Raw genomic sequence first — 22700 nt, forward strand, 5'->3', positions numbered from 1 at the left:
CCGCGCACCCTTGAGGAGTGCAATGAAAAAATTCCTGCTGCAGTTCTTTACCTGGTGGAACGGCCAGACGCTCGGCACGCGCTTTCACACCTGGCGCAAGGGCCAGCGCGTCGGCGAGGACGAATTCGGCAATGTCTACTATCAGGGCGGCACGGATTCGGAGGGCCGCACCCGTCGCTGGGTGATCTACAACGGCTATTCGGAAGCCTCCATGGTACCGCCCGGCTGGCACGGATGGCTGCACCACAAGGTGGATAGGCCCCCCACCGAGGAGGACTACACCCCGCGTGAGTGGCAGAAGCCGCACAAGCCCAATCTCACCGGTACGCCCGCGGCCTATCGTCCGCGCGGCTCGGTGCTCGCGAAGGAAGGACGGCCGCGGGTTACCGGCGACTACGACGCTTGGACACCCAGCTGAGAACCTTCTTTATGAAGGCTCTGGAAACTGTCCGGAACCTCATTTCTCGCCACAATCGCAAATTAGGCGCGAAGAGTTGCAGCTCGGATGAAGGAGCAGGGCGCGGAATGAGACGAGCCAGATGTTTTTCCGCAAAAGCGGTACTAGCGGTCCTTATGGCGGCTATTGCCGCGGGGGCGGCTGGCCCGGCCCAGGCCCAAACCGAACGCATCAAAAATCCGGTCGCCGAGTTCGGAGGCATCGACAAGATAACGGGCAACACCACCGTCTTCGACGTCTATATGGACGAGACGGTGCAGTTCGGCTCGCTCCAGATCACGCCGCGCGTGTGCTATTCGTCGCCCGAGACGGAGGAGCCGAAGACGGACGCCTTTGTCGAGGTGAATGAAATCACACTCGACCGGGATATCCGGAAAATCTTCAGTGGCTGGATGTTTGCCGAAAGCCCGGGCCTCAATGCGATCGAGCATGCCGTCTACGACGTGTGGCTGAAGGCCTGCAAGCAAAGCTCGGACGTCCCGCCGCCGGAGACGGACTGACCCCGCCGCTTTTCTCGCTCAAAACCGCTCAGAACTTCGCGCTTCCCTCCAGCGCCTCCGCCAGAAGCTGCTCGTAGCGGCGGCGGGGAACGTCTATGGCGCCGAAGCGCTTCAGATGCGGCGTGGTGAACTGCGTGTCGAGCAGCGTGAAGCCGCGTTCGTTCAGCCGTTCGACAAGATGCACGAGGCAGATCTTGGAAGCGTTGGGCGAGCGCGTGAACATGCTTTCGCCGAAGAAGGCGCGGCCAAGCGTGACGCCGTAGAGGCCGCCGACGAGGCGCCCCTCCTGCCATGCCTCCACCGTGTGGCAATAGCCTTGTTCGAAAAGCCGGGTGTAAGCCTCGCGGATGGGCTCGTTTATCCAGGTTTCCTGCCGGTCTGGTCCGGGTTCCGCACAGGCTGAAATCACGCCAGCGAAATCATGATCATAGCGGATTTCATAGGGTTTGCGGCGCAGAAGCTTCTTCAGGCTGCGCGGGACATGAAACTTGTCCAGCGGGATGACGCCGCGCATCTCCGGCCGCACCCAGAAGACTTCCGGGTCGTCTGCGCTTTCGGCCATTGGGAACACGCCTGTCGCATAGGCCCGCAGGAGCAAGTCCGGCGGAATGCGGAAACCAGGCGCAAATGGGCGCGTCATCGTCGTGCCCGCGAAGCAGCCGCGCTACCGGCCTTGAGCGAGATAGTTCTCCAGCCAGTGAATATCGTAGTCGCCATTGGCCACATCAATATTGCCGACCAGGTCGCGGAAAAGTGGCAAGGTCGAATTGATGCCGTCGACGACGAATTCGTCAAGCGCGCGCCGCAGTCGCATCATGCACTCGACCCGGTTGCGCCCGTGAACGATAAGCTTGCCGATCAGGCTGTCGTAATAGGGCGGGATGCGATAGCCAGAATAGACGCCCGAATCGACGCGCACGCCCAGGCCTCCTGGCGTATGGAAATGGGTGATCGTACCGGGCGAGGGCACGAAGGTGCGCGGGTCCTCCGCGTTGATGCGGCACTCGATCGCATGGCCGTGGAAACGCACCTCGTCCTGCCGCAGTGAAAGCCCGCCGCCCGAGGCGATGCGGATCTGCTCGTGGACAAGGTCGATGCCGGTGATGGCCTCCGTGACGGGATGTTCGACCTGCAGGCGCGTATTCATTTCGATGAAGTAGAACTCACCGTTCTCGTACAGGAACTCGACGGTTCCGGCGCCCGAATAGCCGAGATCGGCTACCGCGCGCGCCACGGTCTCGCCGATGCGGTTGCGCTGCTCCACATTGAGGGCGGGGGAGGTCGCCTCCTCCCACACCTTCTGATGGCGGCGCTGCAGCGAGCAGTCGCGCTCTCCCAGATGGATCGCATTGCCGGCGCCGTCGCCCATCACCTGAACTTCGATGTGCCGCGGCTTTTCCAGATATTTTTCGAGATAGACCGCATCGTCGCCGAAGGCGGCGCCCGCTTCCGCACGCGCGGTGGAAAGGGCCTGCGAAAGCTCGGTTTCACTACGGGCCACCTTCATGCCGCGTCCGCCACCGCCTGCGGATGCCTTGATGAGCACCGGATAGCCGATGTCGGCGGCGATCCTCTTAGCCTCATGCTCGTCGCGCACCGCCCCGTCGGAGCCCGGCACGACGGGAATGCCCAGACGCTTTGCAGTGCGCTTGGCCTCGATCTTGTCGCCCATGATGCGGATATGCTCGGCCGATGGGCCGATGAAGGTGATGTTATGGGCCGCAAGAATCTCCGCGAACTTGGCGTTTTCCGCCAAGAAGCCGTAACCTGGGTGGATCGCATCGGCGCCCGTGATCTCGCAGGCGGCGAGGATCTGGTGAATGTTGAGATAGCTGTCGCGGGAAGGTGGCGGGCCGATGCACACGCTCTCGTCGGCAAGCCGCACATGCATGGCGTCCGCATCGGCGGTCGAGTGGACCGCGACGGTCTGAATGCCGAGCTCCTTGCAGGCGCGCAGGATTCTGAGCGCGATCTCGCCGCGATTGGCGATCAGGATCTTCTGGAACATCGCCCGTCCTACTCGATGATGACCAGAGGCTCGCCATATTCGACCGGCTGCGCATCCTGGAACAGGATCGCCTTGACGACGCCGGCATATGGTGAGGGAATCTGGTTCATCGTCTTCATCGCTTCGATGATGAGCAATGTCTGACCCTTCTCCACGGTCTGACCCACTTCGATGAAGGGATCTGCACCAGGGGCAGGGGCGCGATAGGCTGTGCCAACCATGGGCGAGGAGACGGCGTTCTTGGTAAGGTCCGGCGTCTCGGCAGTGCTTTCCTGCGCGGTTGATCGTGCCGGTTGCGTCTCGACGGCAGCGGGCGCAGCAAGCTGGGGAGCCGGGACGGTGGCCTGAACCACGGGCGACTGGCGCGCGACCCTTATGCGAAACCCGTCCTCCACCTCGACTTCGATCTCGGTGAGCCGGGTCTCATCGAGAATGCTCGCCAGATCCCGGATGAGCTGTTGGTCAAAGTCGTTCTTTTTTATTGCCATGTTCTTCCGTCCTGCCTCGCCCCGGTAAAACTGCTCAAGCGCGCGCTGCCAGCGCCTCCAGCGCCAGCATGTAGCCGATCGGGCCGAGGCCGCATATCATACCCTTTGCGACCGGCGCTATCATGGATTGATGTCGAAACGGTTCACGGGCGTGGATATTTGAAAGGTGAACCTCGATGACAGGAAGCGGGCTTACCGCGCGTATCGCATCATGAAGCGCGATGGAGGTATGGCCATAGGCGCCGGGATTGATGACGATGCCGGCCGCACCCTTTTCACCCGCTTCGTGAATCCAGTCGACCAGAACGCCCTCGTGGTTGGACTGACGGAACTCGATGGCGACGCCAAGCACCTCGGCCCGCGCGCGGCAGTCGGCCTCCACGTCGGCCAGGGCTTTGCCGCCATAGATGCCAGGCTCGCGCTTTCCGAGCATGTTCAGGTTCGGACCGTTCAGCACATAGATCGTCTTCGTCATCGCATTTCCCTGCGGACCCGCTTTGCGCCTTCTATAGTCGGCTTGCCACCTGTCGGAAAGGGCGCAGCCGTCCAAAATCGAGGCAGGAAGCTTAACGGCGTCGCTATTGACGTGCGCTCTCGATCTTCTCGCTCAGATGATCCTTGCCGAGCGCCCCGAAGACTACCTCCTGGCCGATGACATAAGAGGGCGTTCCGGTGATCTGCAGCCGGTCGGCAAGCTCGTAAGTCTTACGGAACGCGGCTTCGATCTCGGGATCGCGCATACGCTCGCGCAACTGGGCTTCATCAGCCCCGAGTTCCAGCGCGATCTTCATCGCGCTTTCGCCGTCCGCCCGGCCTCCGCCGCCCAGGAGCTTGCGGTGGAACTCGCCGTATTTCTCCGGTATCAGTTCGCGGAATGCCATCGAGACCACATGCGCTTCATGGGATTCAGGCCCCAGAATGGGGAACTCCTTGAGCACGAAGCGTAGGTTCGGGTCGCTCTGCACCAGCGCTTCCATGTCGGAGAGCGCCCGTCTGCAGTAGCCGCAATTGTAGTCGAAGAACTCCACCACCGTGACGTCGCCGTCGGGGTTGCCAATCACGCCGTCATACTCGCTGTTGAAGATGAGGTCCGCCGACTCCGCTATCGCCTGGCGGCTTGCGGCAGCCTGCTGCTCGCGCATCTTCTGTTCGAGTGCCGTCTGCATCTCGATCAGGATTTCCGGGTTCGCGAGCAGATAGTCGTGCACGATGGCCTCGATCTCGGCGCGGTTCGTGGCCGCGGTTGCCTCGCTCTGACGCTCGCTCGCAGTGGACAGGCCGGCTGCTGCGAGACCGGAAGCAGCGAGGGCCGATACGGCCCCCGCAACGATCAAAATCTTCTTCATGGGGTTGTTCCTTGCCAAATCGGCCCGCTGCCACTTTTTCGCTTCATCCCGGTCTTGTGCACCCCGGGAGGGAGGGGATCAAGCTTCTCATCCGCGCGGCGCCCGGAAGTCGATGATGTCTTGCGCACGCAACCATTCCGGCGAGCCGCGCTTCAGCTTCGTCTGCGCCCGCGCGGCGAACATCTTCGCGTCGCGATAGGCGCCCGCGTGAAAATAGCCCTCGGCGGTGGCGAGCTCCGCGGCGCCGATATCGCCAAGCTGCCCATAGGCCTGGGCGAGGAAACGGTAGCCATTGACGTATTCCGGTTCGCGCGCGAGGCCGTTCTTGAGTTCGGCCGCCGCTTTCCGCACCAGATCGGGCTGCCCGGTTGCAAGTAGCGCCTGCCCATAGCCCACCCGCAGGAGACCGGAGGACGAAGGGGAAAGGCTGATCGCTTTCGCATAAGCCTCCGCCGCCTCGCGCGGGCGGTTTGCCTTTATCAGGGCCTCGCCGCGCAATTCATGGAAGTAGGGGTTGGATGGCTGGGCGGCGATCAGCCGGTCGATCCTGTTGAGCGCGTCGCGCGGGTTGCCGTGAAGATAGCTCAGGATCGCCTGTCCATAAAGCGCCGGAAGGCCATTCGGATCGTTGCGGAAAAGGCGGTCGACAGCGTTGCGGCCGGCCGTATAGGCGGCAATCTTCGCCCGCATCAGATCGTGGCGGAGCTGCAGGGCAGGCGGATCGCGGCGACTGTAGTGAGGGCTTTGCTCAACAAGGACCTTCAGATTGGCAATGCGGTCGCGCGGCATCGGATGGCTGAGCTGGTACGGGTCGGTGTTGACGCCCGCCAGCGCCAGGCTGCCCGCCATGCGCTCGAAGGTTTCCAGCATGCCGCGTCCGGACTGGCCGGTGCGTTCGAGATACTCGATTGCCGAGCGGTCGGCGGTAATCTCCTCGGTGCGCTGGTAGCCCAGCAGGCTGCGTCTTGCCGCTTCGGCACCGCCGGCAGCAAGCCCGGCGCCCGCGCCGCCTAGGCCTCCAATGTCGGCCGCCGCCCCGGCGGCAGCGGCACCCACCCCAAGCAGCGCAGCCACCACCGCCATGGTCTGCGCGCGGGCGATCTGTTCGCGCAGCCGGTGCTGGTGCCCGCCGGCGATGTGGCCGGCCTCGTGGGCGATGACGCCGATGATCTGATTGGGCGTCTCCGCCGTCATCAGCGCGCCCGTGTGGATGAATATGCGTCGACCCGCCACGAAGGCGTTGAAGTTGTGATCGTTGACAAGCACGATCTCGATTCCGGAGCGCGAAAGGCCTGCGGCCTGGAGAATGGGCGCGGCATATTCAGCGACCAGCGCCTCAATCTCGGCGTCGCGCACCACCGGCATCCGGCCCTGCGCTTGCGCGGCCGGTATGGCGGCGGAAAGCCCGTAAGCGAAAGCAAAAAACGCGGCAAAGACGCGTGGAAGAAACGGTGCACGGCGGTCGAACATCATCATGGGTGGATTGGTAGGCGAGCTTCATGGCGATGAAAAGGCGTCTGTTGCCCACCTTCACCGGCTTTTGATGCACAGGAATGCCTTTGGGACCCTATCCTCCTCTTGACGCGGACGATTGTGCCGACCACAAGAACAGAGGGTTCGATCCGGCCATCGGGGCCGGACGATGCTGACGGGGACCAATATGGACGGGTGATTTGCGGCCTATGTGATTGCCGCAAGGGGAGTGCTTTGGCAGCCGCAATACCGCTGCCTTTCTTTCTGCCTGTCTTGATCTCCATTTCCGGATGAGGCGCATGCATCGCGAGGAACAAGGCTCGGACTTTCTTAATCCTGACCGGCTCTTTCCGCAGGGGCCTGCGCTCAGTATTGCGCGAGAGCTCTATGAGAGCGTGGCAAACCTGCCCATCGTCAGCCCGCACGGGCACACCGATCCGGCCTGGTTCGCGGAAAACCGGCCGTTTACCGATGCCGCGGCGCTGTTCCTGACGCCGGATCATTACGTGCTCAGAATGCTGCAGAGCCAGGGCATCTCCTACGACCGGCTGGGAGTACCGCGCAAGGACGGCCGCCCTGTGGCGGAGGGCAGGGAAGCCTGGCGTCTCTTTGCCGCCAACTACCACCTGTTCGCCGGTACGCCGTCGCGCATGTGGATCGATCACTCGCTCAACTTCGCCTTTGGCCTCACCGAGCCGCTCTCGGCGCAAAATGCGGATGCCCTATACGATCTTATCAACAAGCGCCTTGCCGATCCCGATCTTCTTCCGCTTGCCGTGCTCGACCGGGCCAATGTGGAGGTGATCGCCACCACCGAATTTGCGCTGGATCCTCTTACGCATCACCGCGCTCTGAAGGAGAAGGGTCTGATCGGTCGTATCCGCACTACTTACCGGCCGGACGACGTAACGGATCCGGATGTGCCCGGTTTTCGCGAAAACATCGTACGGCTTGCCGAGATAACGGGGGAGGATACGGCCCGCTGGGAGGGGCTGATCGAGGCGCATAGGAAGCGTAGGGCCGCTTTCCGCGAGATGGGGGCGGTCGCTACGGACCATGGCGTGCCGAGCGCAGCCACGGCAGACCTTCCGGCCGCCGACAAGCAGAAGCTGCTCGATGACGCGCTTGCAGGGCGGCTCGATGCGGCAGGCAGGGAGCTCTTTCGAGCGCAGATGCTGACGGAAATGGCCGGCCTGTCGGCGGAGGACGGCATGGTGATGCAGATCCATGCCGGCTCGCGGCGCAATACTGACCCGGTGCTGATGGCCGAGCGCGGTCCCAACCTGGGCGCCGACATTCCCATGCGCACCGACTTCGTGAACGGTCTGTCGCCGCTGCTTTCGCGTTACGGAAATGCTGAAAACTTCCGGCTAATCCTCTTTACCCTGGACGAAAGCACCTATGCGCGGGAGCTGGCGCCCATGGCGGGTTACTGGTCGAGCCTGCGCATCGGCCCGCCCTGGTGGTTCCACGACAGCTCCAATGGAATCCGGCGCTATCTGGATCAGGTTGTGGAGACGGCGGGCTTCTATAATCTCGCCGGTTTCAACGATGATACGCGCGCCCTCCTGTCCATCCCCGCACGCCATGACCTGTGGCGCCGCGAGGTCTGCCGCTTTCTCGCTCTTCTGGTTGCCGAGCACCGGCTGTCGAAAGCGAGCGCGAGGGAGATCGCCGCATATCTGAGCTATCAGGCCGCGAAGGATGCCTACAAACTGTGACGAACAGAGAAGTAGCTTGAGGAACCCTTGGCCCCAAAATTCTCCAATTCTCACGTACCAATTCTAATGTACTAACGTAGAAGAGCAGGAGGTTTTCCAAAAACCGCACACAATGCCAGTATGAAACCAATAAACCAGTGGGAGGAACATTGAGCCGCGAGTGGACCTGTGAAGGATGCGGCGTTCGGAGCAAAGAGCGAAAGATTGACGAACTAAGATGGATCAGGATCACGATCACACCTCGTGAGGGGAGGCCCATACAGGACGCGGAATACGAACTTTGCCCGAACTGCCAGCTCCGCCTTCTGGAATTCCTGAACCCCACGAACTGGTTGGTTCATGATGAGCACGACCGGGAATGATGTGCCTTCCTTGAGATCATTCAGGTTTTCATGACGCTGAAATGATCCAAGTTTTGTTTTTCGCAATTCCGGGCGGAAATCCGGTGCTTTCTTTCCGGGAATTGCTCCTCAAACGACGTACAAAGCGTGTGCGCGTTATGGCGTTCCGGGGCTTTTATTCGGGCGATATATATCCCTTGCCTGGAGCCTTTCGACCGCCTCATCCGCCTCTTTTTCGTCAAATCCTGCCAGAGGCAGGCCGTCAATTTTGACGACGGCGCCGCTGCCTGTGTCGTAGACCTCCCACAAGCCGTTTTTATCCTGCCTTTGTCGTAGCCGTTCGCCATGGCAGCGTCAGATAGGGCGCGCCGCTCTTGCGGCCCGCCGGGCGTGCTGAGCGCTTCGCTGTCTACAGAAGCGATTCGCGCTGCAGCGCGCGGGCGAGATTCGCCACGTCCGGCACCGCGATCCCGAAGATGGTACGCAGAACGGTTTCGATCTCCTCGACCGAGGCGAGGTCCCGTGGGGCGTCGCTTACGTCGCCATAGACATTGAGGCGGGCGTTCAAGAGCGCATAGCGCCCATTCCGGACTGGGCGGGCGGCGATCAGCGAATTCCGGAAATGCGATGCGGGACTATGGGCGAGGTAGTAGTTGGTTATCTCGTAATCGACCTGAAACTGCTCCTCCAGCCCGAAGCGGTAGAGCGTCCGCCATTTTCCGCCCGCAAGCGCGAGCATGCGGAAGCCGTCGCCGTCGCCGTCGAGACGGAACGTTTCGTGAGGGGTTTCCTGAAGAAGGCCGGGCTGAAGACGCAATGGTGCGGTTAGTGTCAGCCCTCCAAATCCCACATCCGCAATCCATGCGCCATTGGGGAAGTCTATCCGCAGCAGCATGTGGGTGCGCGGGGTCAGCGCATCCTCCGGCCGGTTCCAGAGCACACGGGCGGCAAGGCCCGTCACCCTGAAGCCCAATGCGCGCAGCACGGCCATGAAAAGCAGGTTTTGCTCGAAGCAATAGCCGCCTCTTTTTCCCCAAACGAGCTTTTCCTGCAGCGCGGCCAGATCGAGCTTGACGGGCCGGTGCAGAAACGGATCGAGATTTTCGAACGGAATGGCGAGCGGATGGTGGAGATGCAGGGCTTTCAGGGTAGCCAGTGTCGGCTCGCGCGGCCCGTCATAACCGATGCGGAGGAAATAGCTTTCAATGTCGAGCGCCGGCGCGGCCTGTTCCATGCGTTTCTCCCTTCCGCCATGCGAGCTTTAAAGATGTGTGAGAGACGGCGAGATCGCAAGGCGACACGCGGTGCCGTGTATCCAATGGGATCAATCCGGAGATAGTGGAAGCGGGCCATCCGTCTTCACCGCACGCATGGAAAAATTCGACTTTATGTCCTCCACCATCGGAAGTTCGAGCAGAACGTTGGTCAGAAGCGCCTCGTAAGCAGCCAGATCTGGCACGACGATCTCGGCGATGAAGTCCGGCGCGCCCGAAACCATGTGACAGGAAACCACTTCCGGTATGGCCTCCAGTGCCTTTTGCAGCGCGTCGGCGTTGGCGCGCGTGTGCCTGTCCACCTTGATCTCGGTAAAGATCGTAAGCCCCAGGGAAACGGCCCGGCGGTCGAGCACGGCGCGATAGCCCTTGATAATGCCCTCTTCCTCCAGGCGCTTTATGCGACGCAGGCAGGGCGAGGGCGAAAGCCCCACACGATCGGCAAGCTCGACATTCGTAAGCCGTCCGTCCTCCTGAAGGATGCGCAAAATGCGCCGGTCGATTGGCATTTTGTAGCTGAACGGGCAGCTACACAAGCAATCTTCGCAAGGACATGCTCCGGCTGTCTGTTGAATCATGGCGTCTACCCAAGGAGGGAGGACGTTATGTCTACGGAATTGTGGTTGACCTTCATCATCGCTTCGCTGCCGGTGCATTTTTCTCCCGGGCCGAACAACGTTCTTGCCTTCTCACGCTCGTTGACGCATGGCTACAAAGCAGCGCACCTCGCATCGCTCGGGCGTTACCCTGCCTATCTCCTCATCTTTCTTGCGGCAGGCTCCGGTCTCAGCCTTCTCCTTGCGGCTTCGCCGGTCGCCTTTGCGTCACTGAAATGGGGCGGCGCGCTTTATCTTGCCTGGGCGGGCTATCGACTTCTGCGCTCGGCAGGAACGGAAATGGGAATCGGGAAGGGACCGCGCCGCGAACCGCTCAGCCTCTACCAGTTCATGCGTGCGGAATTTCTGGTCGCCATCATGAATCCGAAGGCGATTCTCTTCGCCACTGCCTTTTACGCCCAATTCGTCACGCCCGGTCAGGCGGGTTTCGCGCGGCAGTTCGCGCAAATGGTGGCGGTCTCTCTCACGCTCGAATGGATTGCCGCGGGATGCTTCTGCCTGCTCGGCGCCGGCATGGCGGGAGCGGCTCAGCGCACCGGGCTTCTTGCTTGGATCACGCGCGGGCTCGGCGCGATTCTAGTCGGTTTCGGCCTGCTCTTGGCTGCCTCCTGAGGTGGGCGGCCGGAACAAAGGCAGCATCAACCATGCGCGGCCTTACGCAACGCCCTTGCGCAGGCACGAGGCTGCATCCTATATCGGCAATGCACGGTATGGATACCTTGCGCCCCTAAAGGACGCGAACTGAACGAAAAGGTAACCCTTCAATGGCCAATCCCGTCGAGACCGCGATGAACCTTGTGCCGATGGTCGTCGAGCAGACGAACCGCGGCGAACGCGCCTATGACATCTTCTCGCGGCTCCTCAAGGAGCGGATCATCTTCATCACCGGCCCGGTGGAAGACGGCATGGCCTCTCTGGTCTGTGCCCAGCTTCTGTTCCTGGAGGCCGAGAATCCGAAGAAGGAGATCGCGCTCTACATCAATTCGCCCGGCGGAATCGTGACGAGCGGCATGGCCATTTACGACACCATGCAGTTCATCAAGCCGCCCGTCTCCACGCTCTGCATCGGCCAGGCCGCTTCGATGGGCTCGCTGCTTCTGACCGCCGGCGCCAAGGGCATGCGCTTTGCCACGCCCAATGCGCGCATCATGGTGCACCAGCCTTCCGGCGGCTTCCAGGGCCAGGCCTCGGATATCGAGCGTCACGCCCAGGACATCATCAAGCTGAAGCGGCGGCTGAACGAAATCTATGTGAAGCACACTGGACGCGATTACGACACGATCGAGCGTACGCTTGACCGTGACCATTTCATGAATGCCGAGGAGGCGAGGGAGTTCGGCCTAATAGATAAGGTCATTACCTCGCGGGAGGCCCTTGAGGGGCCGGCGACCACCTAGCCAGCGCGACTCCGCCCGGCAGCGGAACGAAATTAGCTGGGCGCAGTACTACTTCCGCCGAAATTTCCTGTTTCCTAAGCGCTGGCAAGTGCCTAGGTTAAGCCTATGTTGAGTATCGGCGCCTTAGGCTCTCGAGGGGATTCGATGACACGCTTTCCGATTTGTATTTCGTACGGAAAGCGGGTTATGGAGCATAGCGGCGGGGATGCATGTATCCTTGCTCGCTCGTCCGGCGTGATAAAAGCGTCGGTGGTACTGAAAGGACGTGAGATATGAGCAAGATCAGCAACAGCGGCGGCGATTCCAAGAACACGCTGTACTGCTCCTTCTGCGGCAAGAGCCAGCATGAGGTGCGCAAGCTGATCGCAGGCCCGACCGTCTTCATTTGTGATGAATGCGTCGAGCTGTGCATGGACATCATCCGCGAGGAGAACAAGTCCTCTATGGTGAAGTCGCGCGAGGGCGTTCCGACCCCGCAGGAGATCATGAAGGTTCTGGACGATTACGTGATCGGCCAGAACTACGCTAAGCGCGTTCTCTCGGTGGCCGTACACAACCATTACAAGCGGCTCGCCCACGCGGGCAAGAACACCGATGTGGAACTCGCCAAATCCAACATCCTGCTGATCGGGCCGACGGGCTGCGGCAAGACGTTGCTTGCCCAGACGCTGGCGCGCATCATCGACGTGCCCTTCACCATGGCGGACGCCACCACGCTGACGGAGGCGGGCTATGTGGGCGAGGATGTGGAAAACATCATCCTCAAGCTTCTGCAGGCGGCCGACTACAACGTCGAGCGGGCGCAGCGCGGTATCGTCTATATCGACGAGATCGACAAGATTTCGCGCAAGTCCGACAATCCCTCGATCACACGTGACGTCTCAGGCGAGGGTGTGCAGCAGGCACTGCTAAAGATCATGGAAGGCACGATTGCATCCGTGCCGCCCCAGGGCGGGCGCAAGCATCCGCAGCAGGAGTTCCTGCAGGTCGACACGTCCTCGATCCTCTTCATCTGTGGCGGCGCCTTCGCTGGGCTGGAAAAGATCATCTCCGATCGTGGCCGCAAGACCTCCATAGGCTTCGGCGCGAATGTGTCTGCGCCTGAAGACCGCCGCGCCGGTGAGCTCTTGCGTCAGGTGGAGCCGGAGGATCTGCTGAAGTTCGGTCTCATCCCCGAATTCGTCGGCCGTCTGCCGGTGCTGGCGACGCTGGAAGATCTCGACGAGGACGCGCTGGTACAGATTCTGACGGAGCCCAAGAATGCGCTCGTCAAACAGTATCAGCGCCTGTTCGAGATGGAGAATGTGGAGCTTACCTTCCACGAGAACGCGCTGAGGGCGATTGCCAAGCGGGCCATCGAGCGGAAGACGGGTGCGCGCGGTTTGCGCTCCATCATGGAGGCGATCCTGCTCGACACCATGTTCGAACTGCCGGCGCTTGAGGGGGTGCAGGAGGTCGTCATCTCCGACGAGGTGGTGGCCGGCAATGCGAGGCCCCTTTACATCTACGCCGAGCGCGAGAAGGAAAAAGGCAGCGTCAGCGCGTGAGCGGAGCCAGAGGCGAGCGGAAAGGCGATATAGCGATGCCGAGCGTCGCATTGCGAGTGGTCCGCCCGCTGAATCGCGCCCTTGATATTGGCAGCCATCGCCTCCACTTAAGGAGCAAGCGGTGGCGGTTTCGTTTCCCGGAATTGGTGTTGCAGATGGCAAGCCTTCAGGGGCGAAACGTGGCCTTCCAATTGTGATCTCCGCGGCCCCGGTGCTATGCGGCTGCGGCTTGAAAGGCACAAAAAATGACAGAAGCAAACAAGACTTCCGGCGAAATGCTGTTTCCGGTGTTGCCTCTGCGCGACATCGTGGTGTTTCCGCACATGATCGTGCCTCTGTTCGTGGGGCGCGAGAAGTCGATCAGAGCGCTGGAAGAGGTGATGAGCGCCGAAAAGCAGGTGCTGCTGGCGACTCAGATGAATGCGGCTGATGACGATCCGGAGCCCAGCGCGATTTACGACGTCGGCACGGTTGCGAACGTCCTGCAGCTGCTGAAGCTGCCCGACGGCACGGTCAAGGTGCTTGTCGAGGGCGCGGCCCGCGCGAAGATCACCGGCTTCACAGGGCGCGAGGACTTCCATGAGGCGAATGCCACGATCCTTCATGCGCCGAGCGAGGACCGGATCGAGATCGAGGCGCTGGCGCGCTCCGTCATCGCCGACTTCGAGAACTATGTGAAGCTCAACAAAAAGATTTCGCCCGAGGTTGTGGGCGCGGTGAGCCAGATCGAGGATTACGCCAAGCTCGCTGACACTGTCGCTTCGCATCTGGCGATCAAGATCCCCGAGAAGCAGGAGATGCTGGCCACGCTCTCGGTGCGCGAGCGCCTGGAAAAGGCCATGGGCTTCATGGAGGCCGAGATCTCCGTGCTCCAGGTGGAGAAGCGCATCCGCTCGCGCGTCAAGCGCCAGATGGAGAAGACGCAGCGCGAGTACTATCTGAATGAGCAGATGAAGGCCATTCAGAAGGAACTCGGCGAGGGGGAGGATGGCCGCAACGAGATCACGGAGCTCGAGGAGCGCATCAAGAAGACGAAGCTCTCCAAGGAGGCGCGCGAGAAGGCGGAAGCCGAGCTGAAGAAGCTGCAGACCATGTCGCCTATGTCTGCGGAGGCGACCGTGGTGCGCAACTATCTCGACTGGCTGCTGTCCATCCCTTGGAAGAACAATTCCAAGGTGCGCATCGACCTGTCCTATGCCGAGGAGGTGCTCGACGCCGACCATTACGGTCTGGAAAAGGTCAAGGAGCGCATCATCGAGTATCTGGCGGTCCAGAGCCGGCAGAAGAAGATCAAGGGTCCCATCCTGTGCCTTGTTGGCCCTCCTGGAGTCGGCAAGACGTCGCTCGGCAAGTCGATCGCGCGCGCTACGGGCCGCGAGTTCGTGCGCATGGCGCTGGGCGGCGTGCGGGATGAGGCGGAGATCCGCGGCCACCGGCGTACCTATATCGGCTCGATGCCCGGCAAGGTGATCCAGTCGATGCGAAAGGCCAAGAAGTCCAATCCGCTCTTCCTGCTCGACGAGATCGACAAGATGGGCATGGACTTCCGCGGCGATCCCTCGTCGGCGCTGCTTGAGGTGCTCGATCCGGAGCAGAACTCGACCTTCATGGATCACTACCTCGAGGTCGAATACGACCTGTCGAGCGTGATGTTCGTGACGACGGCGAATACGCTGAACATTCCGCCGGCCCTGATGGACCGGATGGAGATCATCCGTATCGCCGGCTACACGGAAGACGAGAAGGTCGAGATCGCCAAGCGGCATCTCCTGCCCAAGGCCGTGCGCGAACATGCCTTGAAGCCCGGCGAGTTCTCGGTATCCGACGGCGCACTGCAGACCATCATCCGCACCTACACGCGGGAGGCCGGCGTGCGTAACCTTGAGCGTGAGCTGATGAAACTGGCGCGCAAGGCCGTCACCGAGATCCTGAAGACGGGCAAGGAGAGTGTCGAGATCACCGAGGAGAACCTGTCCCAGTATCTCGGCGTGCCGCGGTTCCGCTTTGGCCAGGCCGAGGGCGAGGATCAGGTGGGCGTGGTCACAGGCCTTGCCTGGACGGAGGTTGGCGGCGAGCTGCTGACCATCGAGGGTGTCATGATGCCCGGCAAGGGCAAGATGACGGTCACCGGCAACCTGCGTGATGTGATGAAGGAATCGATCTCTGCGGCGGCATCCTATGTCCGCTCTCGCGCTGTCGATTTCGGAATCGAGCCGCCCATCTTCGACAAGAAGGACATCCACGTGCACGTGCCGGAAGGCGCGACGCCCAAGGATGGACCTTCGGCCGGCGTGGCCATGGTGACGGCGATCGTCTCCGTGATGACCGGCATCCCGGTGCGCAAGGACATCGCCATGACGGGCGAGATCACGCTGCGCGGACGGGTGCTGCCGATCGGTGGCCTGAAGGAAAAGCTGCTCGCGGCGCTTCGCGGCGGCATCAAGAAGGTGCTGATCCCGGAAGAAAACGCCAAGGATCTGGCCGATATTCCAGAGAACGTGAAGAACGGTCTGGAGATCGTCCCGGTCAGCCGTGTCGGCGAGGTTCTGGAGCACGCGCTCGTGCGCAAGCCGGAACCCATTGAATGGGTGGAACCGGTTGGAACTCCCGCCAAGGTAGAGGTGGGCGAGGAAGCGGGGCAGCAGACCGTCGCCCATTGAACCGGTCCTGAAGGCACCAGAATGCGAGCCGGCCTATTTTGGGCCGGCTTTTTTTACTGAAAACCGCGGAAAACCGCGCTTTTTCCCTTGTCATGTCGCATTTCGCACTTGGTGAGCCATAAACTTCTTCATAGACTGCAAACTCGCCGGTTGAGTCGCTATCCGGCGGTAATCAGGAAGGGGTTTGTTGTTTATGAACAAGAACGAACTAGTCTCCGCCGTTGCCGACAAGGCCAACCTTTCCAAGGGGGATGCTCAGTCGGCAGTGGACGCGGTCTTCTCCGTCATCACCGAAGAGCTGAAGAAGGGCGGCGACGTTCGGCTCGTCGGCTTTGGCAATTTCAGCGTGTCGCGGCGCGAAGCCTCCACTGGCCGCAACCCGCAGACCGGTGCGGAGGTGAAGATTCCGGCGCGGAACGTGCCCAAGTTCTCGGCGGGTAAGGGCCTCAAGGACGCCGTCAACTGACGCGCAAAGCAATCGCTTTACGAGGAGAAGAGCCGGGCCAGTCCCGGCTTTTCAGTTTTTTGGGTGCCCGCCATCCACCATCATCCCGGAAGCGGCGCAGCGGTTTTCCGGAACCAGTAGCGCCATTGCCTTCTGGGTTCCGGTTCTCGCTCCGCCGGCGGGGATGACGTAAGAAGGCCGCCGGCTCCATCCCGCTTTAATCACCGACAGCCACGCCCTCGCGTCGCGGGTCGGCGCCGCCTTGAAGGCCGTCCGGCGTGATGGCGACACCGTGCAGGCCTGAGTTCAGTTCCGTAACACGTGTCTCGAAACCGAGCGCCTGCAGGTCGTCGGCTAGCTCCTCTGCCGGTGTGCCGGCTTCCAGATCGTAAGTGCCGAACCGGTTGGAAAGATGCGGCAGGGAAACCGCCTGCTGCATGTCCATCTTCCAGTCCACGAGCGCGATGATGGCGTTGGCGACATAGGGGATGATGTTGCTGCCGCCGGGCGAGCCCAGCGCGAAGACGGGTTTACCCTCTTTCAGGATAATCGTCGGTGACATGGACGAGCGCGGGCGTTTGCCGGGCTCGACACGATTGGCCACCGCCTCACCGCCGTTTTGGGGCGAGAAGGCGAAGTCCGTGAGCTGGTTGTTGAGCAGGAAGCCCGCCGCCATCTGCCGCGAGCCGAAGCCGCTTTCGATCGAGGTGGTCATGGAGGCGATGTTGCCTTCTTCGTCGACGATGACGAAGTGGCTGGTGGAGGGAAGCTCCGGAGCGATGCCGGGGAGGCGGAACTCGGCCTTGTCCCATGGCGGCGTTCCCGCCTTCACTTCCTCCGCCGGCAGAGCCGTAGTCCGGCGGATGAGGGCGGCGCGCTCCTCCAGATAGCTGGCGTTCAGCAGCCCCTGCGGCATGGAGACGAAATCGCTGTCGGCCATGTACATATCGCGGTCCGCAAAGGCCAGCCGTGTGGCCTCGCCAATGATGCGCCAGCTTTCCGGGTCGTCAGGGCCGAGTGCGGCGAGATTGAAGTGGGAAACCATGCCGAGGATTTGCCCGATGGTGAGGGCGCCGGAGGAGGGTGGCCCCATTCCGCACACATCAAGCCCGCGATAGGGTACGCAAACGGCGGGCCGCTGCTTTACTTCGTAGGATGCAAGGTCCTCCAGTGACAGAAGGCCCGGGTTGGTCGGATGGTTGCGCACCGCCTCCACGATCTTTTGCGCAATGTCGCCGGTATAAAAGGCGTCCGCGCCCTCTTGGGCAATGGTGCGCAGGGTGGCTGCATAATCCGGGTTCTTCAGAATCGTGCCCGCGGCAATCGGCTCGCCGGATTCATCATAGAAATAGGCGCGCGCGGCAGGCTCCTGGTCCAGCTTGCCTCGGTCGTCGGCGATTTGCGTGTGAAGCCTCGGGGAGACCTCGAAGCCCGCTTCCGCAAGTTCGATGGCGGACTCGAACAGATCTGCCCATTCGTGCTTTCCATAGCGCTGGTGTACCGCTTCCATTAGCCGCACGACACCCGGCGTGCCCACCGACCGGCCGCCGATCACGGCGTCGAAGAAAGCCATGGGTTCGCCGTCTTCAAGAAAGAGGTCGTCCGAAGCGGCCATGGGCGCGGTTTCCCGCCCGTCGAAGGTAGTGATCTCACCCGTCTGCGCATCGTACCAGACGAGGAAGGCGCCGCCGCCAAGCCCGGAAGATTGCGGCTCCACCAAGCCAAGCACGGTCTGGACCGCGACCAGCGCGTCGGCCGCGCTGCCGCCCTGGCGCAGCACGTCGAGCCCTGCCTGCGCTGCAAGCGGATTGGCAGCCACGACCATTTGTTTGCTGGCTGAAACCAGCTCCTTTTCTTCCACGCCGCTGGCGATCTCCGGGGCGACCGTGTCGGAAGCCTGCTGCGTGAAAGCGGGCGTTGAAAGGAAGAGCGCCAGCATCAATGCGCCGGCGGCACCTCGCCGATGTGCCAAAACCATCTAAAGTACTCCTTCCAATAGCCCCCCCTGAAACATATTGGCCGGCCCGAAAACCTCCTCAAAGGCCTGCTTCAGTTCCACATCGAAATCCTCGAGTGTCACCGGCAGGCCGAGATCCACCAGGCTCGTGACGCCAAAGCCGGAGACACCGCACGGCACGATTCCGGAAAAATGCGATAGCTCCGGTTCCACATTCACCGCGATGCCATGAAAGCTCACCCACCGGCGTAGGCGGATGCCGATCGCGGCAATCTTGTCTTCCATGGGTGCGCCGTCAGGAAGTGGCGCCTTGTCCGGTCGCACCACCCAGACGCCGACACGCCCCTCGCGCCGTTCGCCCTTCACATTAAAGCGGGCGAGCGCGCGGATGATCCATTCCTCGAGCGCGCGCACAAAGGCGCGCACGTCCTCGCGGCGGCGCTTCAGATCCAACATGACATAGGCGACGCGCTGCCCGGGCCCGTGATAGGTGTATTCGCCGCCGCGCCCGGTCTTGTAGACGGGAAAACGGTCCGGCTGGAGCAGGTCGCGCGGGTCGGCGTTCGTGCCGGCCGTGTAGAGGGGCGGGTGCTCGACCAGCCAGACCAGTTCGTCCGCCGTCCCGGCACGAATCGCGTCGGCGCGCGCTTCCATGACGGACAGGGCTGCATCATAGGGTGTCAGGCCTTTTTCGATCCGCCACTGCACCGGAGGAAACCCGTCCTGCGGAAAAAAGGTGGAAGCTGGGGTTATCTGGTTCATGCCGCTGTGCGATCGATTCTGATTAGAGGGAGGAAGGATCCGCAAAGACCAGCCGCGGATGGGTATCTCGGCAGCGTTCTCCCAAGCAGTTAAGTGTGCCATCACACTTATAGCACCTGTTCGCACTTGTGAGCATCACTGGGGTCGCAAAGGACTGATGCACGCGCGACGGCGGGAAGCCCGCACCAACAGACCAGGGCTCAATTGTGCGCAATCACTTGGGGATTCACAGCGGCTTGAACGAGTCTCCGCGCCGCGTAAAATGCCGGCCGGATGCCAATGGCAACAAGGAAACGGGCATGACACTGCGCCAGCTTTTTGGAGGTGCCATCGGTTTCGTGGCAGCGATGCTGGTGGCGGATTTTCTTTTCGGAATCCTACCTACGCCTGAGGAAACACTGGCCCTCGCCGTCAGCGTTGGCATCGGGCTTCTGGTTCAGAACGTGGTTTAGGCTGCGCTCCGGCCGGCGCGGGATGAAGCGCAAATCTTTGCGCGAATTCACCCGTCGGCGGTCTTGTTTCGCGGCAGGCGATTTGCTACATGCCCCCTGCCGGATCGAGCCGGCCCTTCGTTACGAGCGGTCGTGGCGGAATTGGTAGACGCGCAGCGTTGAGGTCGCTGTGGGGCAACCCGTGGAAGTTCGAGTCTTCTCGACCGCACCAAACCCTTGAAATCCTACTTTATTTTCAATGTAGGGTGTCCCTCTTCAGAAGGCCGTGGGACACATAACCGTCCCCAAGGCGCTAACGCCCATTATCGAACGCAACCCGCGTGGCAATAAACCCTTGCGACTCATCCGCCCGCGGGCTTTTTATCGCTGCGGCGGGTGTGCGCACCGCGCGTTTGCGAAGCGATCGCTATAAGCTATTGAAACTGCGCATCGTGCCTCCCGAAAATCGATTCAGATTTTTGGGGGATACTGTAGAGGTGGCATTCGCCGCCACGTCGACGCAAGGAGAGCGCCTTGAGCGAGCCGGAGACCGAAGCGCATGACAGCGGCCCGGCCGAAGCGCCGGAGCGCGGCATCTATGACGAGGACGGCGTGATTTCGCCGGATTTTCTCGCTCGCGTCGGCGCAGCCATAGCCGACGGTGACACCGCCGCCCTCAAGCAGGGTGTGGCCTCGCTGCACCAGTCGGAAATCGGCGATCTTCTGGAAGCACTCCAGCCGGAGCAGCGCCGGGCGCTCGTCCGGCTCATGGGCGCGGAGTTCGATTTCACGGCGCTGACGGAGGTGGACGAGGCGATTCGCCTCGACATCGTGGAAAGCCTGCCCAACGAGCAGATTGCCGAGGCCGTTCAGCAGCTCGATTCGGACGACGCCGTCTACATCCTTGAAGACCTCGATCCCGAGGATCAGGAGGAAATCCTAGCTCAGCTTCCCTTCACCGAGCGCGTGCGCCTGCGCCGCTCGCTCGGGTATCCGGAAGAGACGGCCGGCCGGCGCATGCAGACGGAGTTCGTCGCTGTCCCGCCTTTTTGGACCGTGGGCCAGACGATCGACTACATGCGCGAAGACCGGAACCTGCCCGATTCCTTCTCGCAGATTTTCGTCATCGACCCCACGTTTCGGCTGGTGGGCGCCGTCGATCTCGACCGGATCCTGCGCACGCAGCGCTCGGTCAAGATCGAAGACATCATGCACGAGACGCGACACGCGATTCCCGCCACGATGGACCAGGAGGAGGCCGCACGAATATTCGAGCAGTACGACCTGCTCTCGGCCGCTGTTGTGGACGAAAACGATCGGCTGGTGGGCGTGCTCACCATCGATGACGTGGTGGATGTCATCACGCAGGAAGCGGAAGAAGACCTCCTGCGCATGGGCGGCGTGGGCGACGAGGAACTGTCCGATTCGGTGCTGGCGGCGGGGCGTTCCCGCGTCCCGTGGCTGATGGTAAACCTCATAACCGCCTTTCTTGCCGCCTCCGTCATCAGCCTGTTCGACGCGACCATCGAGCAGGTGGTGGCGCTCGCTGTGCTCATGCCCATCGTCGCGGGCATGGGGGGCAATGCGGGATCGCAGACCATGACCGTGACGGTGCGGGCGCTCGCCACCGGCGATCTCGGCGCTCACAATGCCTGGCGCATCATCCGCCGCGAGATCGGCGTGGGGCTGCTGAATGGCGTCGTCTTCGCCACCCTGATCGGCCTCATCGCCGGCACCTGGTTCGACAGCGTCACCATTGGGGGAATCATCGCTGCGGCCATGATCATCAATATGTTCGTGGCCGCGCTTGCCGGAATCCTTATCCCGCTGCTCCTAAACCGTCTGGGTATCGACCCGGCGGTCGCTTCCTCTGTCTTCCTGACGACCATTACGGACGTGGTCGGCTTCTTCGCCTTCCTCGGCCTCGCCACCTGGTGGTTCGGGCTTCTTTGATCGGCTGTCAGACCGTTGCCGAGGCGAGGCGGCGCGAGCGCAGCAGAATCGTGAACATCACCGCCGCATTGAGCACGTTCCAGGCTATGCCGTTGAGGAACGCAGCCCGATACGAGCCCGTGAGATCGTAGATAAAGCCCGACATCCAGCCGCCCACCGCCATGCCAATAATGGTCGCCATCACGACGATACCGACCCGCTGCCCCGCTTCGCGCGCGGGCAAGTATTCGCGTATGATGATGGCGTAGCAGGGAACGATGCCGCCCTGCGCCAGGCCGAACACTAGCGAGACGATGTAAAGCGACGCGAGCCCGTCGAAGGGGATGTACAGGGCGAGTGACAGGCCCTGCAGCACCGAGCCGATGAGAAGCGTACGCACGCCGCCGATGACGTCGGCGACCATGCCCGAGGCAAGCCGGCTGACGATGCCGCCCGCTAGCATCAGCGACAGCATCTCCGCGCCGCGCGCAACCCCGTATCCCAAATCGACGCAATAGGCGACGATGTGCACCTGCGGCATGGACATGGCCACGCAGCAGGCAAGGCCCGCCACGACCAGCAGCCCTTGCAGAACGGCAGGCGAGAATGGGCTCGCGCCCCGCCCGGGGCGGGAGCCGTTGACCCGGCCTGCCGCCGCACTCGAAGCCTCGGGCGGATCCGCCTGCAGCATGAATGTCAGGGGCAGGATCATCACGATGCAGACGATTGCGATGACGACGAACGCCAGGCGCCAGCTCCCGCTCTCGAGAATGAGCTTGATGACGGTTGGCCAGACCACGCCGGCCAGATAATTGCCGCTGGCGACCGCCGCCACGGCGATGCCGCGGCGCCGTTCGAACCAGTGCGAGATGTCGGCAATCAAGGGACCGAAGGTGGCCGAAGCCCCGAGCCCCACCAGCCCCTGGAGTATCGTGAACTGCCAGATGGACTGGGAAAGCGCGCAGAGCGCGAAGCCCGCTGCGAGTGCCACGCCCGCAAGCGCCACGGGCAAGGCGATTCCAAACCGGTCCACATAGCGACCGATGACAACGTTGCCCAAGGCAAAGCCGATCATGGCCGACGTGTAGGGCAGGGACGCCTGGGCGCGTTCCACCGCGAAATCAGCCTGCACGTAGGGCAAGACGACGATGAAGGCCCACATGCCCACGCTGCCCACAGTGGCGAGCGCCACGCACAATCCGAGGCGCAGCCAGGAATAAAGGTCGTCCGGCCGGCGCTCACCGGCTTCAGGCATGGGCGTGAGCATAGCTTCTTCCGCTTTTTGACGCGCCCAGCGTTACCGGGCTGGGAGGTAGTTGCAATAGAGCCAAGGGCCGACTATCG

General features: G+C 62.0%; 21 protein-coding genes and 1 tRNA gene. 11 read left to right on the forward strand and 11 right to left on the reverse strand.

What is annotated here, in order from left to right:
- The first annotated feature begins 22 nt into the window (after positions 1-22).
- Together NYR54_RS03620 and NYR54_RS03625 are read left to right on the forward strand one after the other, a co-directional pair.
- Entirely contained in the window at positions 23-418 is a 396-nt protein-coding gene (locus tag NYR54_RS03620) for an NADH:ubiquinone oxidoreductase subunit NDUFA12 (protein ID WP_261514133.1), read from the forward strand.
- Positions 419-525: 107 nt separating this feature from the next.
- Positions 526-957, forward strand: a complete 432-nt coding sequence (locus NYR54_RS03625; protein WP_423738559.1) for a DUF2155 domain-containing protein — start codon at positions 526-528, stop codon at positions 955-957.
- A gap of 28 nt (positions 958-985) precedes the next feature.
- Here the strand turns inward: NYR54_RS03625 and aat are convergent, their stop codons facing one another.
- The 6 genes from aat to NYR54_RS03655 form a co-directional block, all read right to left on the reverse strand.
- The gene (gene aat, locus NYR54_RS03630; RefSeq protein ID WP_261514134.1) at positions 986-1597 is read right to left on the reverse strand and encodes a leucyl/phenylalanyl-tRNA--protein transferase; all 612 of its coding nucleotides are present in this window, start codon (positions 1595-1597) and stop codon (positions 986-988) included.
- 24 nt (positions 1598-1621) lie between these two features.
- Positions 1622-2965, reverse strand: a complete 1344-nt coding sequence (gene accC / locus NYR54_RS03635) for an acetyl-CoA carboxylase biotin carboxylase subunit (RefSeq protein ID WP_261514135.1) — start codon at positions 2963-2965, stop codon at positions 1622-1624.
- Between the two features lie 8 nt (positions 2966-2973).
- Positions 2974-3453 (reverse strand): acetyl-CoA carboxylase biotin carboxyl carrier protein, encoded by a 480-nt coding sequence (accB, locus tag NYR54_RS03640; RefSeq protein WP_261514136.1) that lies wholly within the window; start codon positions 3451-3453, stop codon positions 2974-2976.
- A 34-nt stretch (positions 3454-3487) separates the two neighbouring features.
- Complete coding sequence (aroQ, locus tag NYR54_RS03645) at positions 3488-3928, reverse strand: type II 3-dehydroquinate dehydratase (protein WP_261514137.1); 441 nt, start codon at positions 3926-3928, stop codon at positions 3488-3490.
- 103 nt (positions 3929-4031) lie between these two features.
- The gene (locus NYR54_RS03650; RefSeq protein WP_261514138.1) at positions 4032-4799 is read right to left on the reverse strand and encodes a DsbA family protein; all 768 of its coding nucleotides are present in this window, start codon (positions 4797-4799) and stop codon (positions 4032-4034) included.
- Positions 4800-4886: 87 nt separating this feature from the next.
- A complete protein-coding gene (locus NYR54_RS03655; RefSeq protein WP_423738566.1) occupies positions 4887-6269 on the reverse strand; it encodes a M48 family metalloprotease in 1383 nt (460 codons plus the stop codon).
- Between the two features lie 302 nt (positions 6270-6571).
- On the opposite strand from NYR54_RS03655, the gene uxaC reads away from it, so the two are divergent.
- Positions 6572-7993, forward strand: a complete 1422-nt coding sequence (gene uxaC, locus NYR54_RS03660; protein WP_261514139.1) for a glucuronate isomerase — start codon at positions 6572-6574, stop codon at positions 7991-7993.
- 750 nt (positions 7994-8743) lie between these two features.
- On the opposite strand, the gene NYR54_RS03665 is transcribed toward uxaC, so the two are convergent.
- Together NYR54_RS03665 and NYR54_RS03670 are read right to left on the reverse strand one after the other, a co-directional pair.
- Positions 8744-9568, reverse strand: coding sequence for an arylamine N-acetyltransferase family protein (locus NYR54_RS03665; RefSeq protein ID WP_261514140.1), 825 nt, complete (start codon positions 9566-9568; stop codon positions 8744-8746).
- 90 nt (positions 9569-9658) lie between these two features.
- Entirely contained in the window at positions 9659-10117 is a 459-nt protein-coding gene (locus tag NYR54_RS03670; protein WP_261514141.1) for an Lrp/AsnC family transcriptional regulator, read from the reverse strand.
- Positions 10118-10213: 96 nt separating this feature from the next.
- On the opposite strand from NYR54_RS03670, the gene NYR54_RS03675 reads away from it, so the two are divergent.
- From NYR54_RS03675 to hupB, 5 genes are all read left to right on the forward strand, one after another.
- On the forward strand, positions 10214-10837 hold the full coding sequence (locus NYR54_RS03675; RefSeq protein ID WP_261514142.1) for a LysE family translocator: 624 nt from the start codon (positions 10214-10216) through the stop codon (positions 10835-10837).
- Positions 10838-10989: 152 nt separating this feature from the next.
- Positions 10990-11622 carry an ATP-dependent Clp endopeptidase proteolytic subunit ClpP gene (gene clpP / locus NYR54_RS03680; protein WP_261514146.1) on the forward strand — a complete coding sequence of 211 codons (633 nt, stop codon included), beginning with the start codon at positions 10990-10992 and terminating at the stop codon, positions 11620-11622.
- A 272-nt stretch (positions 11623-11894) separates the two neighbouring features.
- Complete coding sequence (gene clpX / locus NYR54_RS03685; RefSeq protein WP_261514148.1) at positions 11895-13169, forward strand: ATP-dependent Clp protease ATP-binding subunit ClpX; 1275 nt, start codon at positions 11895-11897, stop codon at positions 13167-13169.
- A 245-nt stretch (positions 13170-13414) separates the two neighbouring features.
- Positions 13415-15829, forward strand: coding sequence for an endopeptidase La (gene lon / locus NYR54_RS03690; protein ID WP_261514149.1), 2415 nt, complete (start codon positions 13415-13417; stop codon positions 15827-15829).
- A gap of 193 nt (positions 15830-16022) precedes the next feature.
- On the forward strand, positions 16023-16295 hold the full coding sequence (hupB, locus tag NYR54_RS03695) for a DNA-binding protein HupB (RefSeq protein WP_261514150.1): 273 nt from the start codon (positions 16023-16025) through the stop codon (positions 16293-16295).
- Between the two features lie 196 nt (positions 16296-16491).
- Here hupB and ggt read toward each other — a convergent pair whose 3' ends face one another.
- Positions 16492-18252 carry a gamma-glutamyltransferase gene (gene ggt, locus NYR54_RS03700; protein ID WP_261514152.1) on the reverse strand — a complete coding sequence of 587 codons (1761 nt, stop codon included), beginning with the start codon at positions 18250-18252 and terminating at the stop codon, positions 16492-16494.
- A complete protein-coding gene (lipB, locus tag NYR54_RS03705; RefSeq protein WP_261514153.1) occupies positions 18253-18993 on the reverse strand; it encodes a lipoyl(octanoyl) transferase LipB in 741 nt (246 codons plus the stop codon).
- A 299-nt stretch (positions 18994-19292) separates the two neighbouring features.
- On the opposite strand from lipB, the gene NYR54_RS03710 reads away from it, so the two are divergent.
- The 3 genes from NYR54_RS03710 (at position 19293) to mgtE (ending at position 21377) form a co-directional block, all read left to right on the forward strand.
- Positions 19293-19445 (forward strand): hypothetical protein, encoded by a 153-nt coding sequence (locus NYR54_RS03710; protein WP_261514154.1) that lies wholly within the window; start codon positions 19293-19295, stop codon positions 19443-19445.
- A 126-nt stretch (positions 19446-19571) separates the two neighbouring features.
- Positions 19572-19656, forward strand: a tRNA-Leu gene (locus NYR54_RS03715).
- 302 nt (positions 19657-19958) lie between these two features.
- Complete coding sequence (mgtE, locus tag NYR54_RS03720) at positions 19959-21377, forward strand: magnesium transporter (protein WP_261514155.1); 1419 nt, start codon at positions 19959-19961, stop codon at positions 21375-21377.
- 7 nt (positions 21378-21384) lie between these two features.
- On the opposite strand, the gene NYR54_RS03725 is transcribed toward mgtE, so the two are convergent.
- Entirely contained in the window at positions 21385-22623 is a 1239-nt protein-coding gene (locus NYR54_RS03725) for an MFS transporter (protein ID WP_261514156.1), read from the reverse strand.
- Positions 22624-22700: the final 77 nt, after the last annotated feature.

The organism is Chelativorans petroleitrophicus, from assembly GCF_025398195.1.
GTDB lineage: Bacteria > Pseudomonadota > Alphaproteobacteria > Rhizobiales > Rhizobiaceae > Chelativorans > Chelativorans petroleitrophicus.

Excerpts from the sequence above, each read along its gene's own strand:
- NYR54_RS03620 (WP_261514133.1), top strand. The coding sequence starts at position 23 with ATGAAAAAATTCCTGCTGCAGTTCTTTACCTGGTGGAACGGCCAGACG.
- NYR54_RS03625 (WP_423738559.1), top strand. The coding sequence starts at position 526 with ATGAGACGAGCCAGATGTTTTTCCGCAAAAGCGGTACTAGCGGTCCTT.
- aat (WP_261514134.1), bottom strand. The coding sequence starts at position 1,597 with ATGACGCGCCCATTTGCGCCTGGTTTCCGCATTCCGCCGGACTTGCTC.
- accC (WP_261514135.1), bottom strand. The coding sequence starts at position 2,965 with ATGTTCCAGAAGATCCTGATCGCCAATCGCGGCGAGATCGCGCTCAGA.
- accB (WP_261514136.1), bottom strand. The coding sequence starts at position 3,453 with ATGGCAATAAAAAAGAACGACTTTGACCAACAGCTCATCCGGGATCTG.
- aroQ (WP_261514137.1), bottom strand. The coding sequence starts at position 3,928 with ATGACGAAGACGATCTATGTGCTGAACGGTCCGAACCTGAACATGCTC.
- NYR54_RS03650 (WP_261514138.1), bottom strand. The coding sequence starts at position 4,799 with ATGAAGAAGATTTTGATCGTTGCGGGGGCCGTATCGGCCCTCGCTGCT.
- NYR54_RS03655 (WP_423738566.1), bottom strand. The coding sequence starts at position 6,269 with ATGTTCGACCGCCGTGCACCGTTTCTTCCACGCGTCTTTGCCGCGTTT.
- uxaC (WP_261514139.1), top strand. The coding sequence starts at position 6,572 with ATGCATCGCGAGGAACAAGGCTCGGACTTTCTTAATCCTGACCGGCTC.
- NYR54_RS03665 (WP_261514140.1), bottom strand. The coding sequence starts at position 9,568 with ATGGAACAGGCCGCGCCGGCGCTCGACATTGAAAGCTATTTCCTCCGC.
- NYR54_RS03670 (WP_261514141.1), bottom strand. The coding sequence starts at position 10,117 with ATGCCAATCGACCGGCGCATTTTGCGCATCCTTCAGGAGGACGGACGG.
- NYR54_RS03675 (WP_261514142.1), top strand. The coding sequence starts at position 10,214 with ATGTCTACGGAATTGTGGTTGACCTTCATCATCGCTTCGCTGCCGGTG.
- clpP (WP_261514146.1), top strand. The coding sequence starts at position 10,990 with ATGGCCAATCCCGTCGAGACCGCGATGAACCTTGTGCCGATGGTCGTC.
- clpX (WP_261514148.1), top strand. The coding sequence starts at position 11,895 with ATGAGCAAGATCAGCAACAGCGGCGGCGATTCCAAGAACACGCTGTAC.
- lon (WP_261514149.1), top strand. The coding sequence starts at position 13,415 with ATGACAGAAGCAAACAAGACTTCCGGCGAAATGCTGTTTCCGGTGTTG.
- hupB (WP_261514150.1), top strand. The coding sequence starts at position 16,023 with ATGAACAAGAACGAACTAGTCTCCGCCGTTGCCGACAAGGCCAACCTT.
- ggt (WP_261514152.1), bottom strand. The coding sequence starts at position 18,252 with ATGGTTTTGGCACATCGGCGAGGTGCCGCCGGCGCATTGATGCTGGCG.
- lipB (WP_261514153.1), bottom strand. The coding sequence starts at position 18,993 with ATGAACCAGATAACCCCAGCTTCCACCTTTTTTCCGCAGGACGGGTTT.
- NYR54_RS03710 (WP_261514154.1), top strand. The coding sequence starts at position 19,293 with ATGACACTGCGCCAGCTTTTTGGAGGTGCCATCGGTTTCGTGGCAGCG.
- NYR54_RS03725 (WP_261514156.1), bottom strand. The coding sequence starts at position 22,623 with ATGCTCACGCCCATGCCTGAAGCCGGTGAGCGCCGGCCGGACGACCTT.